The sequence below is a fragment of the Lentzea chajnantorensis genome (genome assembly GCF_054300775.1).
In genome coordinates this window covers 6635931-6662407 of the sequence record NZ_JBSDZT010000002.1, presented here as the reverse complement: position 1 = coordinate 6662407, position 26477 = coordinate 6635931, and the positions used below count along the sequence as shown (strand labels likewise).

Here is a 26477-nt window from a genome sequence, read left to right as displayed (position 1 = left end):
GCTGCCCAGGCGCCTGCAAGTACCTCCAACTCGACATCGACAAGCACTTTGCTACCACCAACAGCACCGCTGGCCGTCTGCAGATCCAGGTCCGGTTCGACGGCGACGACCATGCTGGTGGTAGTTGGCGGCGATCCGATCAAGGGTTGGCGGTACTTGCAGACGCCTTCGGCAGCAAGGAGGGCAAGGCTGCCGATCAGGTGCTCAGAGCTGCTGGGTCAGGTTCACGGGGTTTCCGTCCGGATCGAACACGTGCGCCACCCGCTGCCCCCACGGCATGTCGTTCGACGGCCCCCGCACCCGCCCGCCGGCGGCCTCGACCACGGGCAGCAGCGCGTCGACGTCCTCGACGCCCACGCTCAGCACGATGCGCGGGGCCGCGGTCAGGTCGGCGTCCTCCGCCACCAGTCCGAGCTCGGCGTCCCCGAGCCGCAGCGTCGTGAAGAACACCGCACCGGTCGCCGGGTACCTGGCCACCTCGGTCGCACCGAAGACCTGCTCGTAGAACGCCTGCATCGGCCCCGGGTTCGGCGTCACGATGATGGGCTGGATCGTCATGGGAAGCTCCTTTCGTCCACTCACCTACGGGACGGCGCGCCGGAACTCATCGGTGCATCGAACAACGGCAGGAAGTCCTCGACGTTGAGATACGTGCACGCGCCTGTGACCAGCCCGTCGCGCACGTCGAGGAACACCAGCCCGAACGGCCGGTCCAGGCCCGGCCGCAGCTGCCAGTACGCCGGCGACCCGTTCGCCGCGACCGGCACCAGCCACGCCCCCTCGCACGGCGAACCAGGCGCGTGCAGCACCGCCGCCATGGCGTCCCGTCCGCGGATCCACCAGCTGAACGGCGGCATCGACATCGTGGCGTCCTCGTGCAACAACGCCACCAACGCGCGCATGTCGTGCCGTTCGAACGCATCGCAGTACCGGCGGAGCAGCGCCTTCTGCGTCGCGTCCGCCGGGTCCACCGCCTCACCGGGATCGGTGGTGCGCACCGTCGCCCGCGCCCGTTGCAGCGCGCTGTTGGCCGCAGCGACCGAGATGTCCAGCAGCTCGGCCACCTCCGCTGCCTGCCACGCCAGCACGTCGCGCAGGATCAGCACCGCGCGCTGCCGTGCGGGCAGGTGCTGCAACGCCGCCACGAACGCCAGCCGCACCGTCTCCTTGCGGATCGCCTGGTCCTCCGGCAACACCCTGTGGTCCGGCACCGGCTGCACGAACACCCGCTCGTGCAACGGCGCCCCGAGCTCCCCGCCGGCCGGTCCCAGGTCCACGGCCAACGCACGCCGTTGCGGAGAACGCTGCATGTCGATGCAGATGTTGGTCGCGATCCGGTACAGCCACGTGCGCAACGACGCGCGCGAGGCGTCGAAGCTGTCGTAGGCCTTCCACGCGCGCACGAGCGTCTCCTGCGCGGCGTCCTCGGCCTCGAAACCGGAGCCGAGCATGCGGTAGCAGTAGCCGGTCAGCTCGACCCGGAACGGCTCCAGCGCCTCGATCACGCGCACGACCCTACGCGGACCGATGAGTTCTCGTCGTCCCTTCCGTACGACGTGCATGGACATCAAGGACGTGGTGGCCGCCGAACGGCGCGACCAGGCAGAACTGCTCGAATCCCTCACGCAGCAGCAGTGGGACTCCGCAAGCCTGTGCGCAGGCTGGCGCGTGAAGGAGGTCATCGCCCACACGACGCTCCCGTACCGCAGCTCACCGGGCCGCATCCTCAAGGAGGTGCTGAAAGCCGGCGGCAGCTTCAACCGCGCCTCCGACCGCATGGCCAGGCAGGACGCCGCGCAACTGTCCCCGCGGCAGCTCCTCGACACCCTGAAGGCCAACGTCCACCACCCCTGGACCCCACCAGGCGGCGGGCCCGTCGGCGCGCTCTCGCACGACGTCATCCACGGCCTGGACGTCACGGTCGCGCTCGGACTCGACCGGAAGGTGCCGCTCGACCGGCTGCGGCTCGTGCTCGACGGGGTGAAGCCCGGTCACGTCCGGTACTTCAAGTCCGACGTCAAGGGCAGGGAGCTGGTCGCCACCGACCTGGACTGGACGTTCGGCGCGGGGACGCCCGTCCGCGACGAGGCGCAGAACCTGCTGCTCCTCGTCTGCGGGCGCAGGCTGCCCTGAGGGTCTAGGCGGGCGGGGTGAGGACCTCCGCGCGCACCCGTGCCGTCGCCGCCGTCGTGGACGCGAGGAAGTCGGCCACCACCCGCCGGTCCTCGGGGGTCATGGCGCCCCACGTCGCCGCGAACTCGCGGGCGAGCGGCTGGAAGAACGTCGAGGCCAGTGCCTCCGCCGCCGCGTGCACGCGCAGTTCCACGCGGCGGCGGTCACCGGGGCTGCGGTCGCGGCTCACGTGGCCGGCGCGTTCCAGGCGGTCCAGCACCGACGTCGTGGCGGAGGCGCTGAGGTTCAGGGCGCGGGCGAGTGTGCCCGGTGTCATGGGGGAGTGGGCGGTCATGAGCAGGTTCAGCGCTGTCATGTCGGTGGAGTGCAGCTCGTGGGCCGCGCTGAAGATCTCCAGGAACCGGTTCGACTCCATCACCAGCGCCCGCACCAGCATGCTGAGTTCGTAGTCGCTTGCGTCGCTCACCCCGCCAGCATACTGTTTCGGTCATCGAAACTTTCGACGATCGAAGGACATAGGCTCATGAGGGTGCTCGCCGGGTTGCTTCTCGTCGTGTGGCTGGCGGTGGGAGGGTTCACCGGGCCGTACGCGGGCAAACTGTCCGAGGTCGCCGAGAACGACAGCAGCGCGTTCCTGCCGAACTCGGCGGAGTCCACACAGGTCGCGGAGCTGCAGAAGAAGTTCCAGCAGACCAACGCCATCCCCGCGATCGTGGTGGCCGAACGCCAGGGCGGGCTCACCGCGGAGGACACGCGGTTCCTCGCCGATCGGGGCAAGGGGTTCCAGGCCTCGCCGGTCATCCCGTCCCAGGAGGACGGGGACGCGGCGCAGATCGTCGTCCTGCTCGACCCGGCCAAGGACGTCAAGGACGGTGTCGCGGAGCTGCGGGACGGCTCGCGCAGCGCGCCGCAGGGGCTGACGGTGCTGGTCACCGGGCCGGCCGCGCAGGTCGCCGACCTGGTCGAGGCGTTCGGCGGGATCGACGGGTTGCTGCTGCTGGTCGCCGGCGCGGTGGTCGCGCTCATCCTGCTCGTCGTCTACCGCAGCCCGCTGCTGCCGCTCGTGGTGCTCGTCTCCGCCGTGTTCGCGCTCGGGCTGGCCAGCTTCGTCGTCTACCTGCTCGCGAAGTACGACGTGCTCGCGTTGAACGGCCAGAGCCAGGGCATCCTCTCCATCCTGGTCTTCGGCGCCGCCACGGACTACGCACTGCTGCTGGTGTCCCGCTTCCGCGAGGAGCTGCGGGACGAGGAGAACAGGTTCACCGCCATCCGCTCCGCCTGGCGCGGCACGGTCGAACCCATCGCCGCCTCCGCGGGCACGGTCATCCTCGGCGTGCTGTGCCTGCTGTTCAGCGACCTCGACTCCAACAAGGGCCTCGGCCCGGTCGCCGCGATCGGCATCGGCGCCGCGCTGCTCACGGCCATGACGTTCCTGCCGGCGGTGCTCGCCCTGCTGGGACGGGCCGCGTTCTGGCCGTTCGCGCCGAAGCTGGGCTCCCCGCACCCGGAGACCAGCGGGCTGTGGGGGCGCGTGGCCGCCCTGGTGCGCCGCAAGCCGCGGGCCATCTGGATCGTCACCGCGCTGGTGCTGCTGGCGGGAGCGGCGTTCCTGCCGCAGCTCAAGGCCTCCGGCACGGCGCAGTCCGACGTGTTCCTCACCGAGGTCGAGTCCGTGGCCGGCCAGGAGGTGCTGTCACGGCACTTCCCCGGCGGCACCGGCTCGCCGACCGTCATCATCGCCAACGAGGGCAAGACCGCCGACGTCGTCGCGAAGGCCGCTGTGGACGGTGTGGCGAACGTCCGGCCCAGCGGGACCGCCGACGGCCTGGTGCGGATCGAGGCCACGCTCGCCGACGCGCCGGACTCCGACGCGGCGGTCGCCACGGTCGAACGCATCCGTGCGGCGGTGCACGGCGTCGAGGGCGCGGACGCGAAGGTCGGCGGGCAGACGGCGACGTTGCTCGACACCAGGACGACCTCAGAACGCGACCGGCTGCTGATCATCCCGATCGTGCTCGTCGTGATCTTCCTGGTGCTGGCGCTGCTGCTGCGGTCGGTGCTGGCGCCGTTGCTGCTGATCGGGACGGTCGTGCTGTCGTTCGCGGCCACCATGGGCGTGTCGGCGCTGGTGTTCAACCACCTGTTCGACTTCCCCGGCGCGGACCCGGTGGTGCCGCTGTTCGGGTTCGTGTTCCTGGTGGCGCTGGGCATCGACTACAACATCTTCCTCATGACCCGCGTCCGCGAGGAGACGCAGCAGCTCGGCACGGTCGAGGGCACCATCAGGGGCCTCAGCCTGACCGGTGGCGTGATCACGTCTGCGGGGGTGGTGCTGGCGGCCACGTTCGCGGCGCTCGCGGTGCTGCCGATCCTGTTCCTCACCCAGATCGCGTTCATCGTGGCGTTCGGCGTCCTGCTCGACACGCTGCTGGTGCGGTCGCTGCTGGTGCCCGCGCTGTCGGTGGACATCGGCGGCCGGATCTGGTGGCCCTCGAAGCTGAGGTAGGTGAGGATCACCCGCATGACCCCGACGCCACGACAGCTCAACCGCGCGACGCTCGACCGCCAGCTGCTGCTGCGGCGGGAACCGGTGGACGTGCCCAGCGCGGTCGAGCGGGTCGTGGCGATCCAGGCCCAGGAACCGGCCTCGCCCTACCTGGCCCTGTGGAACCGCGTCGCCGGCTTCGACCCGGCCGACCTGGACGCCGCGTTCGCCGGCGGCACGGTCCGCAAGGCCACGCTGATGCGGATCACCCTGCACGCGGTCACCGCCGCCGACCACGAGGTGTTCCACCACGCGATGCTGCCCGCGCTGCGCGCGTCACGGTTGTATGACAAGCGGTTCAAGGCCATGGACATCACCGTGGACCAGGCCGACGCACTGCTGGAGCACGTGCTCGCGTTCGCCTCGGTGCCGCGGGCGAAGGCGGAGATCGAGGAGTTGCTGCACTCGCACGCCGGTGACGTCGGCCAGCCCGGTGTCTGGTGGGCGCTGCGCACCTACGGCGGGCTCGTGCACGCACCGACCGGCGGACCGTGGTCGTTCGGGCCGCGCCCGTCCTACCTGGCCGCGCGCACCGGGAGCAGGGAGCAGCTGGAGTGCGTGGCCGAGCTCGTCCGCCGCTACCTCACCGGCTTCGGGCCCGCCACCGTCGCCGACGTCAACCAGTTCACGATGCTGCCGCGCGGCACGATCCGCGCCGCCCTGGAGCTGCTGGACCTGGAACGGCACGGCGAGCACCTCGACGTGCCGAACCGGACGGTCCCGGACGAGGACACGCCCGCTCCCGCGCGGCTGATGGCGATGTGGGACAGCACTTTGCTCGCCTATGCCGACCGCAGCCGGATCATCCCGCCCGAGTACCGCAAGGTCGTCATCGGCAACAACGGCGACACGCTGCCCACCCTGCTCGTGGACGGGTACGTGGCGGGCGTGTGGCGCCCACTGGCCGACGGATCTATTGAGATGACCGCCTTCCACGCCCTGAAAGAGGACGACTGGGCGGCGCTGGCCGTGGAAGCGTCGGCGGTGCGCGAGTTCCTCGGTGACCGCGAACCCCAGGTCTACAAGCGCTACGGCAGGTGGTGGAGCGGCCTTCCGGCCCACGACGTTCGCACTGTGTGAAACGGCAACCTCTACAAAGGACTTCCACTGGGTCAGAACACCCGCGTGCAGAACGCCTGGACGGCGTACCGCAGCGGTCGCTGACCCTGCTGACACCGGGCCGCGTCCACCCTGGGCGCGGCCCGGTTCCGTTCAACGCCGGCCGCGCCGTGACGCCTCCCGCGCGAGAACCTCACGCACCGTGACCCCTGAGGGCCCTGACGGGTGAGACCCACGTCTCCCCGGCCTCAAGAACGCGTAAAGGTCGGCCCCCACCCCGTAAGGACGCTGTCAGGCCTCCCCTGAACAGGTGTTTCCTCGTGCACGCTCCCGCTCGTCATGGAAAAACCTGTCGTTGAAGGGAGCGGCGTCATGGCCGACCTGGCCTACGCGTTGCTGCTGATCGGGAGTTTCGTCGTGCTGGGACTGACGGTGCGCGGACTGGAGAAGCTGTGAGCACGGGACTCGTCGCGAACGCCGTCGCCGGCGTCCTCGCGCTCGCTCTGATCGTCTACCTGTTCGTCGCGCTCGTGAGGCCGGAGAAGTTCTGATGTCACCTCTCGTGGCCGGCCTGGCCCAGGTCGGCATCCTGTTCGCGGCACTGGCGGTCGTGTACCGGCCCCTCGGCGACCACATGGCCCGCGTCTTCCAGCGCGAAGGCCATTCCAGGGTCGAGGCGGCGATCTACCGCTTCGCGCGGATCGACCCGGACGCCGAGCAGAGGTGGAGCACCTACGCCTACGGCGTGCTGGGCTTCTCTTTCGTCGGCATCGTGTTCCTCTACGTGCTCCAGCGCGTGCAGTCCCTGCTGCCGTTCGACTTCGGCCGCGGCAACGTCGGACCGGGCATGGCGTTCAACACCGCCATCAGCTTCGTGGCCAACACGAACTGGCAGTCGTACGTGCCGGAAGCGGTCATGGGCCACACGGTCCAGATGATCGGCCTGACCGTGCAGAACTTCGTGTCCGCCGCGGTCGGCCTCGCGGTCGCCGTCGCGCTGGTCCGCGGGTTCGTCCGCAGCCGGACCGACCGGCTCGGCAACTTCTGGGTCGACCTCGTGCGCGGCACGCTCCGCATCCTGTTGCCGATCGCGTTCCTGTTCGCCGTCGTGCTGATCGCCTTCGGTGTCACGATGAGCTTCAAGTCCGGAGTGGACGTTGACGGTCAGCTGGTCGCCAACGCGCCCGTTGCCGGTCAGGAGGCCATCAAGGAGCTCGGCACCAACGGCGGCGGCATCCTCAACGCCAACTCCGCGCACCCGTTCGAGAACCCGAACGAGTGGTCGAACCTGATCGAGGTCTTCCTCATCCTGGTGGTCCCGGTCGCGCTGACCCGCACGTTCGGCGTGCTGGTGGGGGAGAAGAAGCAGGGGTACGTGCTGCTGGGCGTCATGGGCGGCATCTGGACCGCGATGCTCGCGGTCATCTGGGGTGCCGAGGCGAACGGCGTCCGGCCGCTGGAGGGCAAGGAGCTGCGGTTCGGCATCCCCGGCAGCGCGATCTTCGCCGACGCCACCACCGGCACCTCGACCGGTGCGGTGAACTCGTTGCACGACAGCTACACCGGGCTCGGCGGCGGCGGGGCGCTGCTGAACATGCTGTTCGGCGAGATGACGCCGGGCGGTGTCGGCACCGGCCTCTACAGCATCCTCGTCATGGCGGTCATCGCGATGTTCCTCGCGGGCCTGATGGTCGGCCGCACGCCCGAGTACCTCGGCAAGAAGCTGGGGCGCAGGGAGGTCACGGCCGCCGCGGTCTCGATCCTCGCGATGCCCACGGTGCTGCTCGTCGGCGCCGGCATCGCCGCGGTCCTGCCCAGCACGCGGGCAGCGCTCAACAACCCCGGCTCGCACGGGTTGTCGGAGATCCTCTACGCCTACGCGTCGGCCTCCAACAACAACGGCAGCGCGTTCGGCGGCATCACGGTCACCAGCGACTGGTTCCAGTCGTCGCTGGGCCTGTGCATGCTCTTCGGCCGGCTCGTCCCGATCGTCGCGGTGCTGGCACTGGCCGGATCGCTGGCGGCGCAGAAGAAGGTGCCGGTCACCGCGGGCACGCTGCCCACCACCGGCCCGCTGTTCGCGACCCTGCTGGCCGGGTCGATCGTCCTGGTCGCCGCGCTCACGTTCGTTCCCGCTCTCGCTCTCGGTCCCGTCGCGGAGGCACTGCTGTGACCACGAAACCCGGTCTCGCGGCCGCCCTGCCAGAGGCGTTGAAGAAGCTCCACCCGCGGCACCAGCTGCGCAGTCCCGTCATGTTCGTCGTGTGGGTGGGTTCGGTGCTGGTCACCGTGTTCGCGGTGACCGAGCCGCGCGTGTTCACCACCGCCGTCGCCGCGTGGCTGTGGTTCACCGTGCTGTTCGCGAACCTCGCGGAAGCCGTCGCGGAAGGCCGCGGCAAGGCGCAGGCGGACTCGCTCAGGAAGACGAAGGAAGACGCCGTCGCGAGGCTCGTCAGCGGCGGCGTCGTGCCCGGCACCGAACTGGAGGTCGGCGACCTGGTCGTCGTCGAGGCCGGTGAGGTCATCCCCGGCGACGGTGACGTGGTCGAGGGCATCGCGACCGTGGACGAGTCGGCGATCACCGGCGAGTCCGCACCCGTCATCCGCGAGTCCGGCGGCGACCGGTGCGCGGTCACCGGTGGCACGACGGTGCTGTCGGACCGGATCGTCGTGCGGATCACGACCAGGCCGGGCGAGTCCTTCGTGGACCGGATGATCGCACTCGTCGAAGGCGCGGAACGGCAGAAGACGCCGAACGAGGTCGCGCTGACGATCCTGCTGTCGACGCTGACGATCATCTTCCTGCTGGCCGTCGTCGCGCTGCAGCCGTTCGCGATCCACTCCGGCGGCGAGCAGTCGGTGGTCGTGCTGACCGCGTTGCTGGTCTGCCTGATCCCGACGACGATCGGCGCACTGCTGTCCGCGATCGGCATCGCCGGCATGGACCGGCTGGTGCAGCGCAACGTCCTGGCCACGTCGGGCAAGGCCGTGGAGGCCGCCGGTGACATCGACACGTTGCTGCTCGACAAGACCGGCACGATCACGTGGGGCAACCGGCGCGCGACCGAGTTCATCCCGGTCGGCCCGACGTCCGAGGAGGAACTGGTCGCTGCCGCGCGGCTGGCGAGCCTCGCCGACGACACCCCGGAGGGCCGCAGCATCCTCCAGCTCGCCGGCGGTGCACCGGCGAGCGGCCACGAGAAGACCGGCGAGTTCGTCGCGTTCACGGCGCAGACCAGGATGTCCGGCATCGACCTGGGCGACCGCAGCATCCGCAAGGGCGCCGCGTCCGCGTTCGAGCTGACCGACACCGCACGCGAGATCGTGGACGAGATCAGTGCCCAGGGCGGAACCCCGCTCGTCGTGGCCGAGAACGGCCGGGTGCTGGGGATCGTCCGCCTGTCCGACGTCGTGAAGCCCGGCATGAAGGAGCGCTTCGCCGAGCTGCGGGCGATGGGCATCCGCACGGTCATGGTCACCGGCGACAACCCGTTGACGGCCAAGGCCATCGCCGAACAGGCGGGCGTGGACGACTTCCTCGCCGAGGCCAAGCCCGAGGACAAGATGGCCCTGATCCGCCAGGAGCAGGAGGGCGGCCGGCTGGTCGCGATGACCGGTGACGGCACCAACGACGCACCGGCGCTGGCCCAGGCCGACGTCGGCGTCGCGATGAACACCGGCACGTCGGCCGCGAAGGAGGCCGGCAACATGGTCGACCTCGACTCGGACCCGACCAAGCTGATCGAGATCGTGGAGATCGGCAAGCAGCTGCTGATCACGCGGGGGGCGCTGACGACGTTCTCCGTCGCCAACGACCTGGCGAAGTACTTCGCGATCCTGCCCGCGATGTTCGCGGCGATCTACCCGGCGCTGGGGCAGCTCAACGTCATGCGCCTCGCGACACCGCAGTCGGCCATCCTGTCCGCGGTGATCTTCAACGCGGTGGTCATCGTGGCGCTGATCCCGCTGGCCCTGCGGGGCGTCCGCTACCGGCCGTCCAGCGCCTCCGCGCTGCTGCGGCGCAACCTGCTGGTCTACGGCCTCGGCGGCATCGTGACGCCGTTCGCCGGGATCTGGCTGATCGACCTGCTCGTGCGACTCATCCCCGGGATCGGCTGACGATGACGAACTTCCTGAAGCAGTCGTGGGCGGGTCTGCGGATCCTGCTCGCGCTGACCGTGCTCCTCGGCGTGCTCTACCCGCTGGCGGTCTGGGGCGTCTCGCGCGTCCCCGGCCTGCACGCCAACGCCGAGGCCACCGGCACCACCCTGGTCGCCGTCGCACGCGAGGGCGACCGGTACTTCCAGCCGCGGCCCTCCGCGGCGACGCTGCCCGCCTCGGGCGGCTCGAACAAGGGCGAGCTGAACGAGGACTACACGAAGGTGGTCGACGAACGCCGCACGGCCGTGGCGCAGCGCGAAGGCGTGTCCGAGGACCGGGTGCCGCAGGACGCGGTGACCGCGTCGGCGTCCGGCCTCGACCCGCACATCAGCCCGGAGTACGCGGCGCTGCAGGTGCCTCGGGTGGCACGCGCGTCCGGGCTGTCCGAGGAGAGGGTGCGGGAGCTGGTGGCGGCCTGGACCTCCGGCACCTTCACCACCGCGGTCAACGTGACGGCGCTCAACCGTGCCATCGACGCCGCCACCCGGTGACCGCCGCCGGGGTCAGCTGAGGATCCACCTCGGCGCCGCTCCCGGTGTCGGCAAGACCTTCGCCGTGCTCGGCGAGGCCCACCGGCGCCGGGGGCGGGGCACCGAGGTGGTCGTGGGACTCGTGGAGACCCACGGCCGGGAGAAGACCGCCGCCCTGCTCGACGGGCTGGAGGTGGTGCCGCGCACGCGGGTGCGGCACCGCGGGCTCGACGTCGAGGAGATGGACGTCGACGCGGTCCTCGCACGCAGGCCCGAGGTCGCCGTCGTCGACGAGCTCGCCCACACCAACGTGCCCGGCTCCCGCAACGAGAAGCGCTGGCAGGACGTCGAAGAGCTGCTCGACGCGGGCATCGACGTGCTGTCCACGGTGAACGTGCAGCACCTGGAGTCGGTGAACGACGTCGTCGAACGCATCACCGGTGTGCGGCAACGGGAGACGGTGCCCGACGAGGTGGTCCGCCGCGCGGAACAGGTCGAGCTCGTCGACCTCACCCCGGAGGCGCTGCGCCGCAGGCTCGCCCACGGCAACGTCTACCCGGCGCACCGCATCGACGCCGCACTGGGCAACTACTTCCGGATCGGCAACCTCACGGCGTTGCGGGAGCTGGCCCTGCTGTGGGTGGCCGACCAGGTCGACGTGGCGTTGCAGCGCTACCGCAGCGAGAAGGACATCACCGACACCTGGGAGACCCGCGAACGCGTGGTCGCCGCGATCACCGGCGGACCGGAGAGCGAGACGCTGATCCGGCGCGCCCGCCGGATCGCGGTGCGGGCCGGTGCGGAGCTGCTGGTCGTCCACGTCCTGCGCGGCGACGGGCTGACCGGCGTGACGCACGGGCACATCGCCCGCTCCCGCAAGACCGCCGAGGACGTCGGCGCGACGTTCCACTCGGTGGTGGGCGACGACGTTCCGACGGCGTTGCTGGAGTTCGCCCGCGGTGTGAACGCCACCCAGCTGGTGCTGGGGACCTCACGGCGCTCGCGGGTCGCGCGGGCGTTCGACGAGGGCATCGGTGCCGCTGTCGTGCAGGAGTCCGGCGCGATCGACGTGCACATGGTCACCCACGACGAGGCCCGGCGCGGGCTGCGCTGGCAGGTCGGCACCGACCCGTTGCCGGTGCGGCGCAGGCTCACCGGCTGGGGCCTCGCCCTGGTGCTGCCCGCCGGCGTCACCGCCCTGGGCCTGCTGTGGCGCGACGAGCTGGACTTCTCCACCGACCTGGTGGCGTTCCTGCTCGTCGCCTGCGTCGTCGCCATCGCGGGCGGGCTGGGACCGGCGCTGTTCTGCGCGGTGCTCGGCGCCGGGCTGCTCAACTACTTCTTCACCGAGCCCTACCACAGCCTGGCCGTGCAGACGCCGGAGAACGTGATCACGCTGGCCGCCATGGTGATCGTCGCGACCGTCGTGGCGCTGACCGTCGACCGGGCGGCGCGGCTGGGAGAGCAGGGCGCGCGGGCGCGGACCGAGGCGGCGTTGCTGGCCTCGTACTCGCGGACCGTGCTGACCGCGCCGTTCCCGCTGGCGCGGCTGCTGGAGAAGATCCGGGAGAACTTCGGCCTGGACTCGGTGGCGCTGGTGGAGCGCAGAAACGGGGAGTGGTGCTGCGTGGAGCGCGCCGGGCGGGACTCCGGTCCCGTGACCGACGTGACGGTCACCGGTGACGTGCGGTTGCGGTTGAGCGGACGGGTGCTGCCCGCGAGCGACCAGCGGGTGCTGGAGGCGGCGGCCGGGCAGACGTTCGTGGCGCTGCGGCACCAGCGGATGGCCGCCGACGCCCTGGAAGCACGGCGGAAAGCCGAGACGTCCGAGCTGCGCACGGCACTGCTGTCGGCGGTCGGCCACGACCTCCGCACGCCGTTGACGTCGATCAAGGCGGCGACCGCGAGCCTGCGGGACACCTCGCCGGCACTGTCCGAACAGGACACCGCCGACCTGGTGGAGACCGTGGCGGAGTCCGCCGACCGGTTGACCGGCCTGGTGGACGACCTGCTCGACTCGTCGCACCTCGCGACCGGCTCGGTCGAACCGGTGCTGCGGCCGGTCGGCTGCGACGAGGTCGTGGCACGGGCGCTCGCCGGCCTCGGCGGCGAGGTGTCGGTCGCGGTGGCGGAGGGCCTGCCGCCCGTGCTGGCCGACCCGGGGCTGCTGGAACGCGTGGTGGTCAACGTCGTCGACAACGCGCTGCGGCACGGCAGCCCGTCGCCGGTGGCGGTCCGCGGCAGCCGCCACGGCTCCTCCGTCGAGCTGCGGGTCGTCGACCACGGTCCGGGACTGCCGAAGAACGCCGGGCACACGGTGTTCGCGCCGTTCCAGCGCCTCGGCGGCCGTGCCGCCACACCGGGCGCCGGCCTCGGCCTGAGCGTCGCCAAGGGCTTCACCGCCGCCATGGGCGGGGAGATCAGCGCGGAGGACACCCCGGGCGGAGGGCTCACGATCGTGATCTCCCTGCCCGTCCACGAGGAGGCGCCATGACGTCCGTTCTGGTGGTCGACGACGAACCGCAGATCGTGCGCGCGTTGAGGATCAACCTCAGCGCCCGCGGCTACGACGTGATGACCGCGTACGACGGCAAGTCCGCACTCGGCGTGGCCGTGGAGGGCAAACCCGACGTGGTCGTGCTGGACCTGGGCCTGCCCGACCTCGACGGCGTGGAGGTGATCGCGGGCCTGCGCGGCTGGTCCTCGGTCCCGATCATCGTCCTGTCCGCCCGTACCGACTCCGCCGCCAAGGTCGAGGCCCTCGACGCCGGCGCCGACGACTACGTGACCAAGCCGTTCGGCATGGACGAGCTCCTCGCCCGCCTGCGCGCGGCCGTCCGCCGCGGCCTCACCCGCGACGTCGCCGACCCGGTGGTCGAGACGTCGTCGTTCGTCGTGGACCTGGCCGCGAAGAAGGTCCGCCGCGACGGTCACGAGGTGCACCTGACGCCCACCGAGTGGGGCCTGGTCGAGGTTCTGGCCCGCAACCCCGGCCGGCTCGTGTCGCAGAAGCAGTTGCTGCGGGAGGTGTGGGGACCGAAGCACCTCACCGAGTCGCAGTACCTGCGCGTCTACTTCGCCCAGTTGCGCCGCAAGCTCGAAGCCGACCCCGCCCACCCCCGGCACCTGGTCACCGAACCCGGGATGGGCTACCGCTTCGAGCTCTGACGCGGTTGCGGGAGAATCGGCGGATGGTCACAGATCCGACGATGGCCCGCATCGCCGAAGGCGTGGAGCTGCACCACCGCCGCGGTCAGCGGGAGGCCGCCCGCGAGCTGTTCGCCCGGATCTGGGACGACATCGGCGGCACCGGGGGCGACCCGCTGCACGTGTGCGTCCTCGCCCACTCGATGGCCGACGTCCAGGACGACGTGCACGAGGAGCTGGTCTGGGACCTGCGGGCGCTGGCCGCCGCCGACTCGCTCTCCGACGAGCGCACAGCGGAGGCCGGGGTGGCGCTGCCGGTGGCCGGGCTGTACCCGTCGCTGCACCTGAACCTGGCCGACTGCCACCGCAGGCTGGGCGACCTCGACCTCGACCGCGCCCGCGACCACCTCCGGCAGGCGCGGGACACGATCGGCGTGCTCGGCGACGACGACTACGGGCGGCTCATCCGGGGCGGCCTGGACCGGCTGGAGCAGCGGCTGGCCGGTGGATGACGGCCGGCGCTACCGCAGCAGGCGGCGCAGCACCTCTTCGAGGTCGGCGGGCTTCGGCGTCCCCGGCGACACCAGCGCCTGGTACAGCAACCCGGTGAACATCGCGGTGAGCGCCCGCGCGGTCGTCGGGTCCACTGTGGACTTGAAGACCTCGGTCAGCAGCCGGTCCCACGACGTGCTGGCCGCACGGAGCGCCGGCCGCCGCAGGGCACCGCCGTACAGCTCGTAGGCCAGCACGCTGGTCTGCCGGTGCTCGCTCGCCAGCAGGACGACGAAGCGCGCGAGCTCGGCGCTCAGGTCGGCATCGTCCGGCAGCGCGAGCGCCCACTCGCGCAGGCGTGCGACGTTGCGGTCGGCCACGGTGCGGACCGCGGCGTCGAGCAGCTCGTCGAGGCTCAGGAAGTGGTAGGTCGTGGAACCCAGCGGCACGTCGGCGCGAGCCGCGACGGCCCGGTGGGTCAGTGCCGGCAGGCCGCACTCGGAGATCAGCTCGACCGCGGCCTCGATGATCCGCTCGCGGCGGTGGGGGTCGTGCCGCCGTGCCATCCTCGCTCCTACCGGTTCGCCGAGCCCGTGCGCAAGGGGCATTCTCGCGGAGGACCACGATACGGAACGGTCCTGACCGGCGATGTGTACGTCAGTACATTCACGGCGTGCCCAAGACCCGGACGTCGCAGTGGTTGCCGGTGCGGCTGATCGCCATCGCCGCGCTGTTCCTGGTGTGGCAGCTCGTCGCGCTGGCCCAGCTCTGGCCGGCGGCCGTGCTGCCGAGTCCCGTGCAGGTGTGGGACCAGCTTCTGTCCACTTCGGACTTCACGAACGGCCAGGGCGGCTACGCCGGTTCGACGCTGGCCGAACGGCTCGGCGTCAGCCTGCGCCGCGTCGGCTACGGGTGCTTCTACGGCGTGCTGCTCGGGCTCGTGCTCGGCCTGGCGATGGGGCTGGTCCCGGTCGTCCGAGCGCTGACCGAGCCCGCCGTGGCGTTCCTGCGCGCACTCCCGCCGCTCGCGTACCTGAGCCTGCTGGTGATCTGGTTCGGCATCGACGAGGAACCCAAGGTCTACCTGCTGATGATCGCCGCGTTCCCGCCGGTGGCCGTGGCCGCCGCGGCCGCGGTGAGCGGGGTCAACCGGCAGTACGTCGAGGCCGCGCAGGCGTTGGGCGCCAGCGCGTTCGACGTGGTCCGCGCGGTGGTCCTGCCCGCGTCGGGGCCGGAGATCCTCACCGGTGTCCGGATCGCCGTCGGCATCGCCTACAGCTCCGTGGTGGCGGCGGAGACCGTGAACGGCGCGGACGGCATCGGCGGGATGGTGCTCAACGCCCAGCGCTTCAACCAGACCGCGGTGGTCGTCCTCGGTCTCTTCGTCATCGGCATCACCGGCCTGGTCATCGACTCGCTGATCGTGGCCGCCCAACGCGCGTTGTCCCCATGGCGCGGACGCGCCTGAGACCGAGGAGTCCCGATGTCGATCTCGCGCAGGAGCGTGCTCGCCCTGCTCGCCGCCGCCCCGGTGCTGGCCTCGTGCGGTGTGGGCGGCTCGTCGCCCTCCGGCGGCAAGGGCGTGCGGGTGGCGTTCCAGAACTTCGCCGACAGCACGCTGCTGGTGAAGGACCGGCAGGCGCTGGAGAAGGCCTTGCCGGACCACCGGATCACCTGGACCGCGTTCGACTCCGGTGCGAGCATCAACACCGCGTTCCTGGGCGGTGCGATCGACCTCGCGGTGATCGGCAGCAGCCCCGCGGCCGCCGGTCTCTGCCCGCCGCTCAGCATCCCGTACCAGGTGATCGAGCTGCTGAACGTGATCGGCGACAGCGAAGCGCTCGTGGCGCGCAAGGCCACCGGCATCACGAAGATCTCCGAGCTGGCCGGCCGCAAGATCGCCGCACCGTTCAGCTCCACCGCCCACTACAGCCTGCTCGCCGCGCTGGAGCTGGCCGGGGTGGACGCGGGAACGGTCACGCTGGTCGACCTCGAACCGCAGAACATCCAGGCCGCGTGGCAGCGCGGTGACATCGACGGCGCCTACGTCTGGACGCCGGTGCTGGGCGTGCTGCAACAGGACGGCGTGACGCTCACCGACAGCGCGAAGCTCGCGGCCGCCGGCAAGCCGACGCTCACGTTCACCGTGGCGCGCAAGGAGTTCCTCGACGCCAACCCCGACGTCGTCGACAAGTGGCTGGCCGCGACGAACGACGCGCTCAAGCAGGTCAAGACCGACCCGGCGGTGGTGGCGGCCGCGGTCAGCCGGCAGATCGGCATCGGGGAGGCCGACGCACTGGCCCAGCTCAAGCAGAACCTCTACCTCGACCACGACGAGCAACGCGGACCCGACTACTTCGGCACCGCGCAGGCGCCGGGACAGCTGGCGAACCGCCTGCGCGACACGGCGGAGTTCCTGCGCGGGCAGAAGAAGGTCGAGCAGGTGCCGGACCTGGCGGCGTTCCAGGCCGCGCTGCGCGTGCCGGGAGGCGGACGTGCGTGACATCTGCGAACTGCGCGGGGTCGAACACGCCTACCCGACCAAGGCCGGTCCCGTGCCGGCGCTCGGCCCGCTGGACCTGACGGTGGAACCAGGGGAGTTCCTGGTCGTCGTGGGCCCGTCCGGGTCGGGCAAGAGCACGTTGCTGCGCCTGCTGGCGGGCTTCGAACGCCCGTCCGCGGGGAACGTCGCACTGCTCGGCCACCCGCCGGTGCCCGGCAGGGACGTCGGGGTGGTGTTCCAGCAACCCCGGCTGTTCCCGTGGAGCACGGTCTCCGGCAACATCACCACGGCGCTGAAGTGGGCGAAGGTCCCGAAGCCCGACCGCAGGGCGAGGGCGGCGGAACTGCTGTCGCAGGTCGGGCTCGACGGCCTCGGCCCGCGCCGGACCTGGGAGATCTCCGGCGGCCAGCAGCAGCGCGTCGCCATCGCCCGCGCACTGGCCGCACGACCGCGGCTGCTGCTGATGGACGAGCCGTTCGCCGCGCTCGACGCCCTGACGAGGGAACGGCTGCAGGAGGACGTGCGCGCGCTCGCCGGTGACGGCAGGTCGGTCGTGTTCGTGACGCACAGCGTGGACGAGGCCGTGTTCCTCGGCAGCCGCGTCCTCGTCCTCACCGACCGGCCGGGCCGGATCGCCCTGAGCCTGCCCGTCGACCTGCCCCGCCACGGCGTGCCGGCCGACGACCTGCGCGGCTCACCCCGTTTCGCGGCACTGCGCGGTGAGGTGTCCGCCGCGGTGCGGGCGACCCTGTCCTCCCGGTCCGACCAGCTCGTGGAGAAGTCATGACGCTCTCGTTCGAACCGCTGACGATCGCCATCGGCGCGCAGGTGACCGGCGTGGACCTCGCGGACGAGCTCACCGCCGGGCAGGTGGCCGCGATCCGCCGGGCCCTGCTGGACCGCAAGGTCCTGGTGTTCCGCGGTCAGCGGCTGACCCCGTCCGCGCACCGCGCGTTCGCGGCGTCGCTGGGCGAGCTGACCCCGGCCCACCCCGTGGTCCCCGGCCTCGACGACGAGCACCCCGAGATCTACGTGCTCGACAGCGGTGACGGCGGCAAGGCCCCGGAGTGGCACACCGACGTCACGTTCACCCGCACCCCGCCGCTGGGCTCCGTCCTGCGCGCCGTGGACCTGCCGCCCACCGGTGGCGACACCTGCTGGACGGACCTGGAAGCCGCTTACCTCCGGCTGTCACCACCGGTGCGCGAGCTGGCCGACCGGCTCGAAGCGGTCCACGACGGCCGCAAGGACTTCGAGGAGCTCCTGCACGTCCGGCAGTCCGGCGAGGGCAACGTGTGGGAGGGCGAGCGGGTCCGTTCGCTCGACCCCGTCACCCACCCGGTCGTGCGCGTGCACCCGGAGACCGGCCGCCGCAGCCTCTTCGTGAACCCCGGCTTCACCACGCACCTCAAGGACGTGTCGGAGGCGGAGAGCCGGGCCCTGCTCGACCTGTTCTTCGCCGTGATCGGCCGCCAGGAGTACAGCGTCCGGCACCGCTGGGCGCCCGGCGACGTCGTGGTGTGGGACAACCGCAGCACCGCCCACCTCGCCGTGGACGACTACGGCGACCAGCACCGCGTCATGCACCGCATCACCCTCCGCGGCGACCGGCCCGCCGGGGTGAACGCGCACGCATGAGCGCCGGACGCCCGCCTATTCCGCGTCCCGTCGTCCGCGGCTTCACTGGCTGTCATGACCATCGCTCACCCGCCGACGCCGAACACCGCCCTGTGGCTGTACGCCCACCCGCGCCGCGACTCGCTGAACGACCACCTCCTGCAGGCCGGGACCAAGGCGTTGTCCCAGCGCTACGACGTGACCGTCTCCGATCTCTACGCCCAGGGCTTCGACCCGGTGCTGTCCCGCCGCGACCTCGGCGACCTGGCCGACCGGCCGGGCAACATCTCCGAGCTGGTCGGCCAGGTCTACGCCGACGGCGGGCTGCCCGCGGACGTCCTGGAGGAACAGGCCAAGGTCGCGGCGGCCGAACTGCTCGTCGTGCAGTTCCCGCTGTGGTGGTACGGCCCGCCGGCGATCCTCAAGGGCTGGTTCGACCGCGTGCTCACCAGCGGCTTCGCCTACGGCGACCTCGATCCCGAGTTCGGCGTGCCCCGCAGGTACGGCGACGGCGGCCTGGGCGGGCGCAAGGCGCTGGTCGTGGTCACCGCCGGGGAGGACGAACGCTCCATCGGGCCGCGCGGGATCAGCGGCGACCTCGACTCCCTGCTGTTCCCGATCACCCACGGGGTGCTCTGGTACATCGGGATCGAGGCACTGGACCTGCACGTGGTGCACGACGCCGACTCGTTCGGCGCCGAGCAGGTGGAACGCGAGGTCGAGCGGTTGGTGACCAGGCTCGGCGGAGTGCAGGACGAACGGCCGCGGCTGTTCCGGCGGTTGCGGGACGGGGAGTACGCGGGCACCCGCGCGTTGCGCGAGGACCTGGCGCCTGGTCGCACCGACCTCGGGATTCACCTGGCCGATCGCGACTGACCACCGGCCAGCAGCCCGCGCACGAAGGCCGCCTGACCGACGTGCTGCAGGTCGTCCTCGACCACGCTGACCAACCGCACCGCACGGGTCACCGGCGGGTCCCACGACTCGTCGACCACCGCGGACAGCTCCGCCGGCTCCAGCTCGCGCAGGTAGGCCCGCGTCCGCTCGTGCACGGCCCGGTGGTACCCGAGCAGCAGCTCCGCCGTCGCGACCACCGCGGCGACCTGGCCGGCGTCGTGGCCGTAGCCGGTGTCCTCCTCCGGCAGCGGGAGGCCGAACCGCTCCACCCAGCCGTCCGCGGTCCACACCTGCTCGGTGCCCGCGAGATCGGCGACGTGGTCGTCCTGCACGCGCGTCAGGTGCCAGACGAGCCAGGCGATCGAGTTGGCGGAGCCGCCGAGGCGGTGCGCGAGGTCTTCGGTGGACAGATCTTCCAGGACACGCGCCACCGCCTGCTCGACGCGGTCGAACCCGTCCAGCAGCACGTCCATCGGGCTGATCTCGGTCATGGCCCCGAATACCCGCGGTGGCACCCGATTCCACCTGTCCCCGGTTACCCGAACGGCGGTTGCACCGTAAGCTTTTTCCCGCCGATAGTGCACATTCCGCTGGGACTGGGCAGTCGAACCCCTGGGGGCATCAAGCGTGACAGATCCGTTGCGCGCGGTTCGACTCCTCACCACCGCGTTCGCGTGGCTGGGTGGCGCCGCGCTGGCCGGCAACCTGCTGTTCGCCGGTGACGGAGCCGTGCGCTTCCCCCTGGCCGCGCTGGTCGTGCTGGTGCTGGGCTCGTGGTGGCTGCGACCGCACCGCGACGGCTGGGTGGTCGCGGTCGTGGAAGGGGTCGTCACGGCGGGTGCGGCCGTGGTCCTCCCCGCTCCGCAGCCCGTTCTCGCGTTCCTCTTCGGCACGACGACACGGCGCGCGTTGCACGGCGGTCCGTGGCGCTACCCGGTGAGGTCGCTGCTGGGGCTCGGCGGGTACGTGGGCGGGGTGTGCGTGTCGTTCGCCGGGCCCGGCCGGGCCGAGCCGGGTGTCGTGCTGGCCGCGGTGTTGCCGTTGCTGGGGCTGGTGATCGGGGCGTTCGCCCTGCACGAGACCGTTCGCGCCGTCCGGGCGCAGGAAGCCGCCAACCGCACCGTGGACGCGCTGCTCCAGGCCACCCCGATCGGGCTGGCCCTCCTCGACGAGCACGGAACACCGCGGCTGCACAACGACAGCGCCCGCCGGCTGTTCGGCTGGGACGATGGCGGCAGCACGGTGCCCTGCCCGCACGGTGCCGGCATCACCCGGTGCGCGGACGGGTGCGCGACCGCGGCCGGACCGGTCGAGGTCGAGACGGCCGGCGGGCTGGTGCTCGCCGTGCACACCGGACCGGTCGAGCAGGAGAACGGAGCCGAGCACACCGTCGTGGCCGCCGTGGACGTGAGCAAACGCCGGCTGTGGGAACGGGCGTTGCGCGACAGGGCCGAGCGCGACGAGCTCACCGGCCTGGCCAGCCGAGCGCACTTCCTGCACCTCGTGGGCGAGGCGGTGCGGGCCAACGCCCTCGTCGGGCTCCTCGTCGTGGACCTGGACAGGTTCAAGGACGTCAACGACGCCGACGGGCACGAGGTGGGCGACCGGTACCTCAAGGCGGCGGCCGCGCGGATACGCGCCGCCCTGCCCGCCAAGGCCGTCGCTGGACGGCTCGGCGGCGACGAGTTCGCCGTGGTCGCGCCGGGGTTCGGCGTGCGCGACACCGTGCGGCTCGCGAAAGCCGTGCTGACCGGTCTGAACGGCGCCCCGGAACCGTTCGGGGCGAGCGTGGGCGTCGCGGTGTCGCAGGCCGGTGCGGACGAGCTGCTGCGGGACGCCGACACCGCCATGTACGTCGCGAAACGGGAGGGCGGGAACCGGGTCCGCCTCTTCCGGCGGGAGATGGGGGAGCAGGCGCTCGCCCGCCAACGCGACAAGGCCGACCTGCGCACCGCGGTGGACGAGGACCAGCTGGTCGTGCACTACCAGCCGATCGTCGACCTCGCGACGAACGCGGTGACGAGCGCGGAGGCGCTGGTCCGGTGGCAGCGTCCCGGACAGGGGCTCCTCGGGCCGGACGCGTTCATCGGGCTGGCCGAGGAGACCGGGCTCATCGTGCCGCTCGGCCAGAAGGTCCTCGAAGCCGCGTGCGCCCAGGCCGTGCGGTGGAACGCCGAGGGACGCGCGCTGGGCGTGACGGTCAACGTCTCGACGCGCGAGCTGTCGAGCCCCGGGTTCCTGCCGCGGCTGCACCGGGTGGTCGCCACGACGGGGCTGCTGCCGGACCGGCTGACCATCGAGGTGACCGAGAGCGTCTGGGCCGACGAACCGGCCATGCGCAGCCTGGTCGCGGTGCGCGAGGCGGGCATCCGGGTGGCGCTGGACGACTTCGGCACCGGCTACTCGTCGCTGAGCTACCTGCAGCGCTACCCGTTCGACGTCGTGAAGATCGACCGGACGTTCACCAGGGAGCTGGGCGACAATGGCCGCACCGAGGGCGTGATCCGGTGCATCATCGCGCTGGCCGGCGTGCTGGACGCGAAGACCGTCGCCGAGGGGATCGAGACGCCGGAGCAGGCGGACTGGCTGCGCGACGCCGGGTGCTCCTACGCGCAGGGCTACCTGTTCGGCCGGCCGGCCGACGTGGCCGACTGGGACGCTCGGACGTCCGCCGCGCACAGCGGACCTGGTGCGGCACCGGGTCCGGCGCGCTGAGCCCGGCCGAAAGTACGAGGTGCCGTAGACGCCGCGTCGCGGGGACTGGTCGGATGGGTGGCGCCCGAATCCCCGTCGCGAAAGGACTGCCGTGCGCAGCAGCTCGACCGCCGCCGTGGTGCCCGCCGTCGTCACCACCCTCGTCCTCACCCTCACGACCGCGCCCGCCGACGCCGCACCCGACCCGTTCTCCCGGTACGCCGGACAACAACTGAGCTGGGGACAATGCGCGTTCACCGCGCAACCCGACGCGTTACCCGCCGAGTGCGCGCACATGACCGTGCCCAGGGACTGGGCGGCGCCGGACACCGGCCGGGACCTGGTCGTCTCGATCAGCCGGGTCGCCGCGTCCGGGGAACACCTCGGATCACTGCTGCTCAACCCCGGTGGTCCCGGCGCACAGGGCACGTCGCTGCCCGGTTCGCTGGCGGCCCTGCAACCCCGGCTGCACGAGCGCTACGCGCTGATCGGCATGGACCCGCGCGGGACCGGAAGGGAGGGCGGCACCGCGCCGGACGAGCTGCCCGAGACGTGCGACGTGCCGATCGGACGGTTGTCGCCGCGCACGGACCTCGACGCGCGTGACCGTTCGGCGGACAGCACCACCGAGCACCTGAAGCAGCCGCGTGCCGTCGCGGAGGCCTGCCAGAGCGAGGCGATCACGCCGTTCATCACGACCTGGCAGACCGCGCACGACGTCGAACTGCTCCGCATGCTGCTCGGTGAGTCCAAGATGGACTACCTGGGCTACTCCTACGGCACGTGGCTCGGAGCCAAGTACGCGTCGCTGTTCCCGAAAAGCGCGGGCAAGGTCGTGCTCGACTCCAGCACCGACTTCCAGGGCCGCCTGCAGGCCGCGTTCGAGGCGTGGCCGCAGATCAACCAGCGGATGTTCGAGGGTTCGTTCCTGCCGTGGATGACGCGGCAGTTCCCGGAGGCCGGCACCACACCCGCGGAAACCGCGGCCAACTGGGAGCGCGCCCGCCGGTTCTACGCCGGCGCCGGCACCAGCCCCGACCAGTTCGACGCGATCTTCACGGGCATGGGCTCGACGCTGCGCTGGGTCCTGGGCGCGCTGGTGTTCGTGCTGGGCGTGCGGGGAGCGAACGGCGAGACCACGCCGGCGGCGACCGGTTCCGCTCTCGCGCCGCAGCTGGACGCGCAGTCCCGCGCGGTGTTCGGCACGCCGCTGGAGGCGCTGACCCCGGCGGTGGTGGCAGCGGCACTCGCCGACGACCCGTCCGACTACCTGCACGTCCCGGCGACCCGCTACGCCGTGGCGTGCGGTGACCAGCCGACCCGCTCGGCGGCCTGGTACCGGCGCCTGTCCGACCGGCAGGGACCGCGGTACCCGCTCTTCGGCTGGCAGTACGGCCTGGGCGAACCGTGCGCCTTCTGGTCCGACGCGCCGCGGCAGCCGCTGCCGGTGCTCCCGGCGGAGGTGGCCGGGCGGGTGCTGGTCGTGCAGGGCGAGCTCGACCCGCAGACCGGGTACGAGCAGGCCAGGTCCGCGGTGCGCGCGGCACCCGGTGTGAGCCTGGTGTCCGTGGCGGACAGCCCGTTCCACGGCCAGTACGGCTTCGAGGACGACCCCTGCGTCGACGGCGCGGTGAACGTGTTCCTGCTGCGCGGCTCCCGGCCGGGGAACATCACCTGCCCCGGCGTGCCGCTGCCGAACGAGACCGAGGTCCACCCGGTCCCCGGCCCGGTCGGCTCCGCACCGGCCGTCACCGCGGCGACAGCTCCCCGGCCGTCGCTCCCGGCGCTGCGCGCGTCCGTGCGCGCGATGATCAGCGACGTCAACAGGCCGTTGCGCTGACCGCGGTGGGCGCGTGGCGGGACGGTGCCGAGGCGGCCCTGCCCGGTCTACCGCGCGGACCGGTCAGCCCCTTGCGGCGCGAGAATCCCGTCCAGCATGGTGTCGACGATCCACGCGCTGCGCTCCTCGTTGCTGCCGCGCACGAAGATCGCCGAACCGAGCGCGGCGAGCATCGGGTGTCGTTCCCGGTCGGCTGACTCGAGCGTGCTCACGAGGTCGCTGAGGTCCTGCCCGCCGTTCTCCCGGCGGCCGTCCCACTCCGCGGCCGCCGCGGTGGCCTGCTGCAGCAGCAGGTCGGTCGCCCGAGCCGCCGGTTCCGGCTCGACGCCCGCCGCCGTGAGCAGGCGCATCAGCAGTTCGATCAGGTCGAGGTAGTGCGGTCCGTCCGGCCACACGAACAACGCCGACCGCGCGATGCCCGCGTGGCTCGCCAGCATCGTCGAGTAGTCGGCGAGCACGCGGTGCAGCCGCCCGCGCCACGGCTCGGTCCCGTCCCAGGTCAGGTCGAGTGCCGCGATCAGCCGGTCGATCAGCAGGGAGCTCAGCTCGGTGGCGTTCCGCACGTACACGTAGAGCGATGCCGGACCGGTGTCGAGCGCCCCCGCGACCTTGCGCATCGTCACGGCCTGGGCGCCTTCGGCCGCGAGGATCGCCATCGCGGCGTCCACGATGCCGTCACGGGTCAACGCGGGTTTCGCCGGCCGCTCACGGCGGCTGACCGGCATCTCTCGGGCCATGTGACCAGCATAGCAACTACCGAACTGGATCGTGACGAACATGTTCGTTACGATCGTGTTCGTCAGTACCGCTGCGAACGAGAGTTGCACGCCGATGTCTGTTTCCGCAGTCCCACCGCCCGTCAGGGCTTCGAAGCGAACGCTCGCGATGACGCTCCTCGTCGTCCTGCTCGCCGACGCCATGGACCTGATCGACGCGACCATCGCCAACGTCGCGGCGCCGTCCGTGGTCGCGGACCTCGGTGCCGGGCCGAGCCTGATCAAGTGGCTCGGCGCGTCCTACGCCCTCGCACTGGGCGCCCTCCTGGTCGTCGGGGGCCGCATCGGCGACCGCTTCGGGCAGCGCCGGACGTTCCTGGTCGGCCTGACCGGGTTCGTCCTGGCCTCGGCGGTGGCGGGGCTCGCCGTCGGTCCCGGCATGCTCATCGGCGCACGCGTCGCCCAGGGCGTCTTCGGCGCGCTGCTCATCCCGCAGGGCATGGCGATCATCACCGCGACCTTCCCGAAGGACGCGCTGCGCAAGGCCTTCGGCCTCTTCGCACCGATGCTCGGCGTCTTCGCGGTCGCCGGCCCGTTGCTCGGCGGCGTCCTCATCGACGCCGACCTGTTCGGCCTGCGGTGGCGGCCCATCTTCCTGATCAACGTCGTGGTCGGCGGCGTGGCGCTCGTGCTGGCGTTCCGCTTCCTGCCGGCCGTCGAGGCCGACCGCACCGCCCGGGTCGACCCGGCCGCGAGCGGGCTGCTCGCCGTCTCGCTCTTCGCCTTCCTCTTCGGCCTGATCACCGGGTCCGAGGACGGCTGGAGCGCCCTCGCGATCGGCACCACCGCCGCGGGCGTCGTCCTCTTCGCCGTCTTCTGCCGCCTGCAAGTCCGCGGTGAGCAGCCGCTCCTGGCCCGCTCGTTGCTGCGCAACCGCGGTTTCACCTCGGGACTGGTGATGGGACTGCTGGTGTTCGCGGCGTTCAGCGGCCTGATGTACGTCATCTCGCTGTTCTTCCAGCTGGCCCTGGGCTTCTCGCCGACCGCGACGTCGGTCAACCTGATCCCGCTCACCGCGGGCATCATGGGCGGCTCCGGGATCAGCACCGCGCTGCTGCCCAAGCTGGGCCGCAAGCTCGTCTTCGGCGGACTGCTCACCACCCTCGCCGGCACGGGAATCCTGCTGCTGGTGGTGAACGTGGCCGACGGCAACGCGACGTGGTGGCACAACGCCATCGCGACCGCCGTGATCGGCCTCGGCGCCGGCATCTGCTTCAGCACCATCTTCACCTTCGCCCTCGGGGACGTGGCAGCACAGGACGCCGGTGCCGCCAGCGGCTCACTCAGCGCCGTCCAGCAGGTCGCCAACGGCATCGGCTCCGCGACGGTCACCAGCGTCTTCCTCGCGCTGATCACCACCAGCGGCAGCACCTCCGCCATGACCACGACGCTCCTCGTCGTCGTCGGCGTCATCGTCGCCTGCCTGGCCGCCGTGCCGCTGCTGCCCCGCACCGCGGCCGACACCGAGCACTGACCCGACCACCGCGAGGAAACGCCATGAGCAAGATCGTCGTCTTCGGCGCCAACGGCGCCACCGGACGTGCCATCGTCGAACAAGCCCGTCACGCCGGCCACAGCGTCCGGTGCGTCGTGCGCGATCCCGGCGCCTTTCGCCTCGCGCTGGGAGGAACGGCGTCAGAACTGGAGATCGTCAGGGGTGACGTGCGCGAGTACGACGACGTGCACGCCGCGATCTCCGGTCAGGACGCCGTCGTCTCCGCGATCGGACCGTCCGGGCACCGGGCCAACGGCCTGTACTCCGCCGGTGCACGTCACTTCGTGGCCGCGATGACCGCGCACGACGTCGACCGGATCGTTGTGCTCTCCTCCAGCGGTGTGCGCCACGACGACCCCCACCACCCGCTGTGGTACCGCGCGGTCGCACGCACCGTCATGCGCGAGCTCTACGGTGACATGCAAGCGATGGAGACCGTTCTGGAACGCAGCACGGTGAGGTGGACCGCTGTGCGCCCCGCGCGGATCGTCGACACACTGCTCGCCGGGGACCACCGAGTCGGCGACGCCGAGAACCCCAGGGGTGGCACCACCATCAACCGTGACGACCTCGCCCGGTTCGTCGTGCGAGCGGCCACCGAGGACCGGTGGTCGCGGCGGTGGCCCACCCTGGCGCACTGAGGGGCGT

The 26477-nt window shown here is 71.6% G+C and carries 25 protein-coding genes; 19 read left to right on the top strand and 6 right to left on the bottom strand.

Annotated elements, in window-relative coordinates:
• Positions 1-204: 204 nt before the first annotated feature.
• Both ACVDFE_RS31865 and ACVDFE_RS31860 read right to left on the bottom strand, forming a co-directional pair.
• The gene (locus ACVDFE_RS31865; protein ID WP_458433121.1) at positions 205-558 is read right to left on the bottom strand and encodes a VOC family protein; all 354 of its coding nucleotides are present in this window, start codon (positions 556-558) and stop codon (positions 205-207) included.
• 20 nt (positions 559-578) lie between these two features.
• Positions 579-1505 carry an RNA polymerase subunit sigma-70 gene (locus ACVDFE_RS31860; protein ID WP_458433120.1) on the bottom strand — a complete coding sequence of 309 codons (927 nt, stop codon included), beginning with the start codon at positions 1503-1505 and terminating at the stop codon, positions 579-581.
• 55 nt (positions 1506-1560) lie between these two features.
• On the opposite strand from ACVDFE_RS31860, the gene ACVDFE_RS31855 reads away from it, so the two are divergent.
• On the top strand, positions 1561-2133 hold the full coding sequence (locus ACVDFE_RS31855) for a maleylpyruvate isomerase family mycothiol-dependent enzyme (RefSeq protein ID WP_360387948.1): 573 nt from the start codon (positions 1561-1563) through the stop codon (positions 2131-2133).
• Between the two features lie 4 nt (positions 2134-2137).
• On the opposite strand, the gene ACVDFE_RS31850 is transcribed toward ACVDFE_RS31855, so the two are convergent.
• Positions 2138-2599: a MarR family winged helix-turn-helix transcriptional regulator gene (locus ACVDFE_RS31850; protein ID WP_360387951.1), complete on the bottom strand. Its 462-nt coding sequence runs from the start codon at positions 2597-2599 to the stop codon at positions 2138-2140.
• Between the two features lie 57 nt (positions 2600-2656).
• On the opposite strand from ACVDFE_RS31850, the gene ACVDFE_RS31845 reads away from it, so the two are divergent.
• The 9 genes from ACVDFE_RS31845 to ACVDFE_RS31805 all read left to right on the top strand — a co-directional run bounded on the left by ACVDFE_RS31845 (position 2657) and on the right by ACVDFE_RS31805 (position 14027).
• Positions 2657-4639, top strand: a complete 1983-nt coding sequence (locus ACVDFE_RS31845; RefSeq protein ID WP_458433119.1) for an MMPL family transporter — start codon at positions 2657-2659, stop codon at positions 4637-4639.
• The gene (locus tag ACVDFE_RS31840; RefSeq protein ID WP_458433118.1) at positions 4640-5758 is read left to right on the top strand and encodes a winged helix DNA-binding domain-containing protein; all 1119 of its coding nucleotides are present in this window, start codon (positions 4640-4642) and stop codon (positions 5756-5758) included.
• Positions 5759-6189: 431 nt separating this feature from the next.
• Positions 6190-6288, top strand: coding sequence for a K(+)-transporting ATPase subunit F (gene kdpF, locus ACVDFE_RS31835; protein ID WP_065920105.1), 99 nt, complete (start codon positions 6190-6192; stop codon positions 6286-6288).
• Positions 6288-7910, top strand: a complete 1623-nt coding sequence (gene kdpA / locus ACVDFE_RS31830; protein WP_360387961.1) for a potassium-transporting ATPase subunit KdpA — start codon at positions 6288-6290, stop codon at positions 7908-7910. Before kdpF ends, kdpA begins: the two co-directional genes overlap by 1 nt.
• Complete coding sequence (gene kdpB, locus ACVDFE_RS31825) at positions 7907-9856, top strand: potassium-transporting ATPase subunit KdpB (RefSeq protein WP_458433117.1); 1950 nt, start codon at positions 7907-7909, stop codon at positions 9854-9856. The genes kdpA and kdpB overlap by 4 nt, the downstream gene beginning before the upstream one ends.
• Before the next feature lie 2 nt (positions 9857-9858).
• Positions 9859-10389 carry a potassium-transporting ATPase subunit C gene (locus tag ACVDFE_RS31820; protein ID WP_360387966.1) on the top strand — a complete coding sequence of 177 codons (531 nt, stop codon included), beginning with the start codon at positions 9859-9861 and terminating at the stop codon, positions 10387-10389.
• Complete coding sequence (locus ACVDFE_RS31815; protein ID WP_458433116.1) at positions 10364-12862, top strand: DUF4118 domain-containing protein; 2499 nt, start codon at positions 10364-10366, stop codon at positions 12860-12862. The genes ACVDFE_RS31820 and ACVDFE_RS31815 overlap by 26 nt, the downstream gene beginning before the upstream one ends.
• The gene (locus tag ACVDFE_RS31810; RefSeq protein ID WP_360387972.1) at positions 12859-13536 is read left to right on the top strand and encodes a response regulator; all 678 of its coding nucleotides are present in this window, start codon (positions 12859-12861) and stop codon (positions 13534-13536) included. The genes ACVDFE_RS31815 and ACVDFE_RS31810 overlap by 4 nt, the downstream gene beginning before the upstream one ends.
• Before the next feature lie 23 nt (positions 13537-13559).
• A complete protein-coding gene (locus ACVDFE_RS31805) occupies positions 13560-14027 on the top strand; it encodes a hypothetical protein (protein ID WP_458433115.1) in 468 nt (155 codons plus the stop codon).
• Positions 14028-14036: 9 nt separating this feature from the next.
• Here the strand turns inward: ACVDFE_RS31805 and ACVDFE_RS31800 are convergent, their stop codons facing one another.
• On the bottom strand, positions 14037-14573 hold the full coding sequence (locus tag ACVDFE_RS31800; protein ID WP_458433113.1) for a TetR/AcrR family transcriptional regulator: 537 nt from the start codon (positions 14571-14573) through the stop codon (positions 14037-14039).
• A 107-nt stretch (positions 14574-14680) separates the two neighbouring features.
• Here ACVDFE_RS31800 and ACVDFE_RS31795 point away from each other — a divergent pair, with 107 nt between their 5' ends.
• The 5 genes from ACVDFE_RS31795 to ACVDFE_RS31775 are packed head-to-tail and all read left to right on the top strand — an operon-like array spanning position 14681 to position 19003.
• Positions 14681-15475 carry an ABC transporter permease gene (locus ACVDFE_RS31795; protein WP_458433111.1) on the top strand — a complete coding sequence of 265 codons (795 nt, stop codon included), beginning with the start codon at positions 14681-14683 and terminating at the stop codon, positions 15473-15475.
• Between the two features lie 15 nt (positions 15476-15490).
• On the top strand, positions 15491-16510 hold the full coding sequence (locus tag ACVDFE_RS31790) for a taurine ABC transporter substrate-binding protein (protein ID WP_458433110.1): 1020 nt from the start codon (positions 15491-15493) through the stop codon (positions 16508-16510).
• Complete coding sequence (locus tag ACVDFE_RS31785) at positions 16503-17297, top strand: ABC transporter ATP-binding protein (protein ID WP_458433108.1); 795 nt, start codon at positions 16503-16505, stop codon at positions 17295-17297. The genes ACVDFE_RS31790 and ACVDFE_RS31785 overlap by 8 nt, the downstream gene beginning before the upstream one ends.
• Positions 17294-18148 carry a TauD/TfdA dioxygenase family protein gene (locus ACVDFE_RS31780; protein WP_360387988.1) on the top strand — a complete coding sequence of 285 codons (855 nt, stop codon included), beginning with the start codon at positions 17294-17296 and terminating at the stop codon, positions 18146-18148. Before ACVDFE_RS31785 ends, ACVDFE_RS31780 begins: the two co-directional genes overlap by 4 nt.
• A gap of 54 nt (positions 18149-18202) precedes the next feature.
• On the top strand, positions 18203-19003 hold the full coding sequence (locus ACVDFE_RS31775) for an NAD(P)H-dependent oxidoreductase (RefSeq protein ID WP_458433106.1): 801 nt from the start codon (positions 18203-18205) through the stop codon (positions 19001-19003).
• Here the strand turns inward: ACVDFE_RS31775 and ACVDFE_RS31770 are convergent.
• Positions 18982-19506: a mycothiol transferase gene (locus ACVDFE_RS31770; protein WP_458434429.1), complete on the bottom strand. Its 525-nt coding sequence runs from the start codon at positions 19504-19506 to the stop codon at positions 18982-18984. The two genes, ACVDFE_RS31775 and ACVDFE_RS31770, sit on opposite strands and share 22 nt — an antisense overlap.
• Positions 19507-19651: 145 nt before the next feature.
• Here ACVDFE_RS31770 and ACVDFE_RS31765 point away from each other — a divergent pair, with 145 nt between their 5' ends.
• Together ACVDFE_RS31765 and ACVDFE_RS31760 are read left to right on the top strand one after the other, a co-directional pair.
• The gene (locus ACVDFE_RS31765; RefSeq protein WP_458433104.1) at positions 19652-21739 is read left to right on the top strand and encodes a putative bifunctional diguanylate cyclase/phosphodiesterase; all 2088 of its coding nucleotides are present in this window, start codon (positions 19652-19654) and stop codon (positions 21737-21739) included.
• 91 nt (positions 21740-21830) lie between these two features.
• Positions 21831-23558: an alpha/beta hydrolase gene (locus ACVDFE_RS31760; RefSeq protein WP_458433103.1), complete on the top strand. Its 1728-nt coding sequence runs from the start codon at positions 21831-21833 to the stop codon at positions 23556-23558.
• A 47-nt stretch (positions 23559-23605) separates the two neighbouring features.
• Here ACVDFE_RS31760 and ACVDFE_RS31755 read toward each other — a convergent pair whose 3' ends face one another.
• Positions 23606-24295 (bottom strand): TetR/AcrR family transcriptional regulator, encoded by a 690-nt coding sequence (locus ACVDFE_RS31755; protein ID WP_458433101.1) that lies wholly within the window; start codon positions 24293-24295, stop codon positions 23606-23608.
• 148 nt (positions 24296-24443) lie between these two features.
• On the opposite strand from ACVDFE_RS31755, the gene ACVDFE_RS31750 reads away from it, so the two are divergent.
• Both ACVDFE_RS31750 and ACVDFE_RS31745 read left to right on the top strand, forming a co-directional pair.
• Positions 24444-25808, top strand: coding sequence for an MFS transporter (locus ACVDFE_RS31750; RefSeq protein WP_458433100.1), 1365 nt, complete (start codon positions 24444-24446; stop codon positions 25806-25808).
• Positions 25809-25831: 23 nt separating this feature from the next.
• Positions 25832-26470: an NAD(P)-dependent oxidoreductase gene (locus ACVDFE_RS31745; protein WP_458433098.1), complete on the top strand. Its 639-nt coding sequence runs from the start codon at positions 25832-25834 to the stop codon at positions 26468-26470.
• Positions 26471-26477 lie beyond the last annotated feature (7 nt).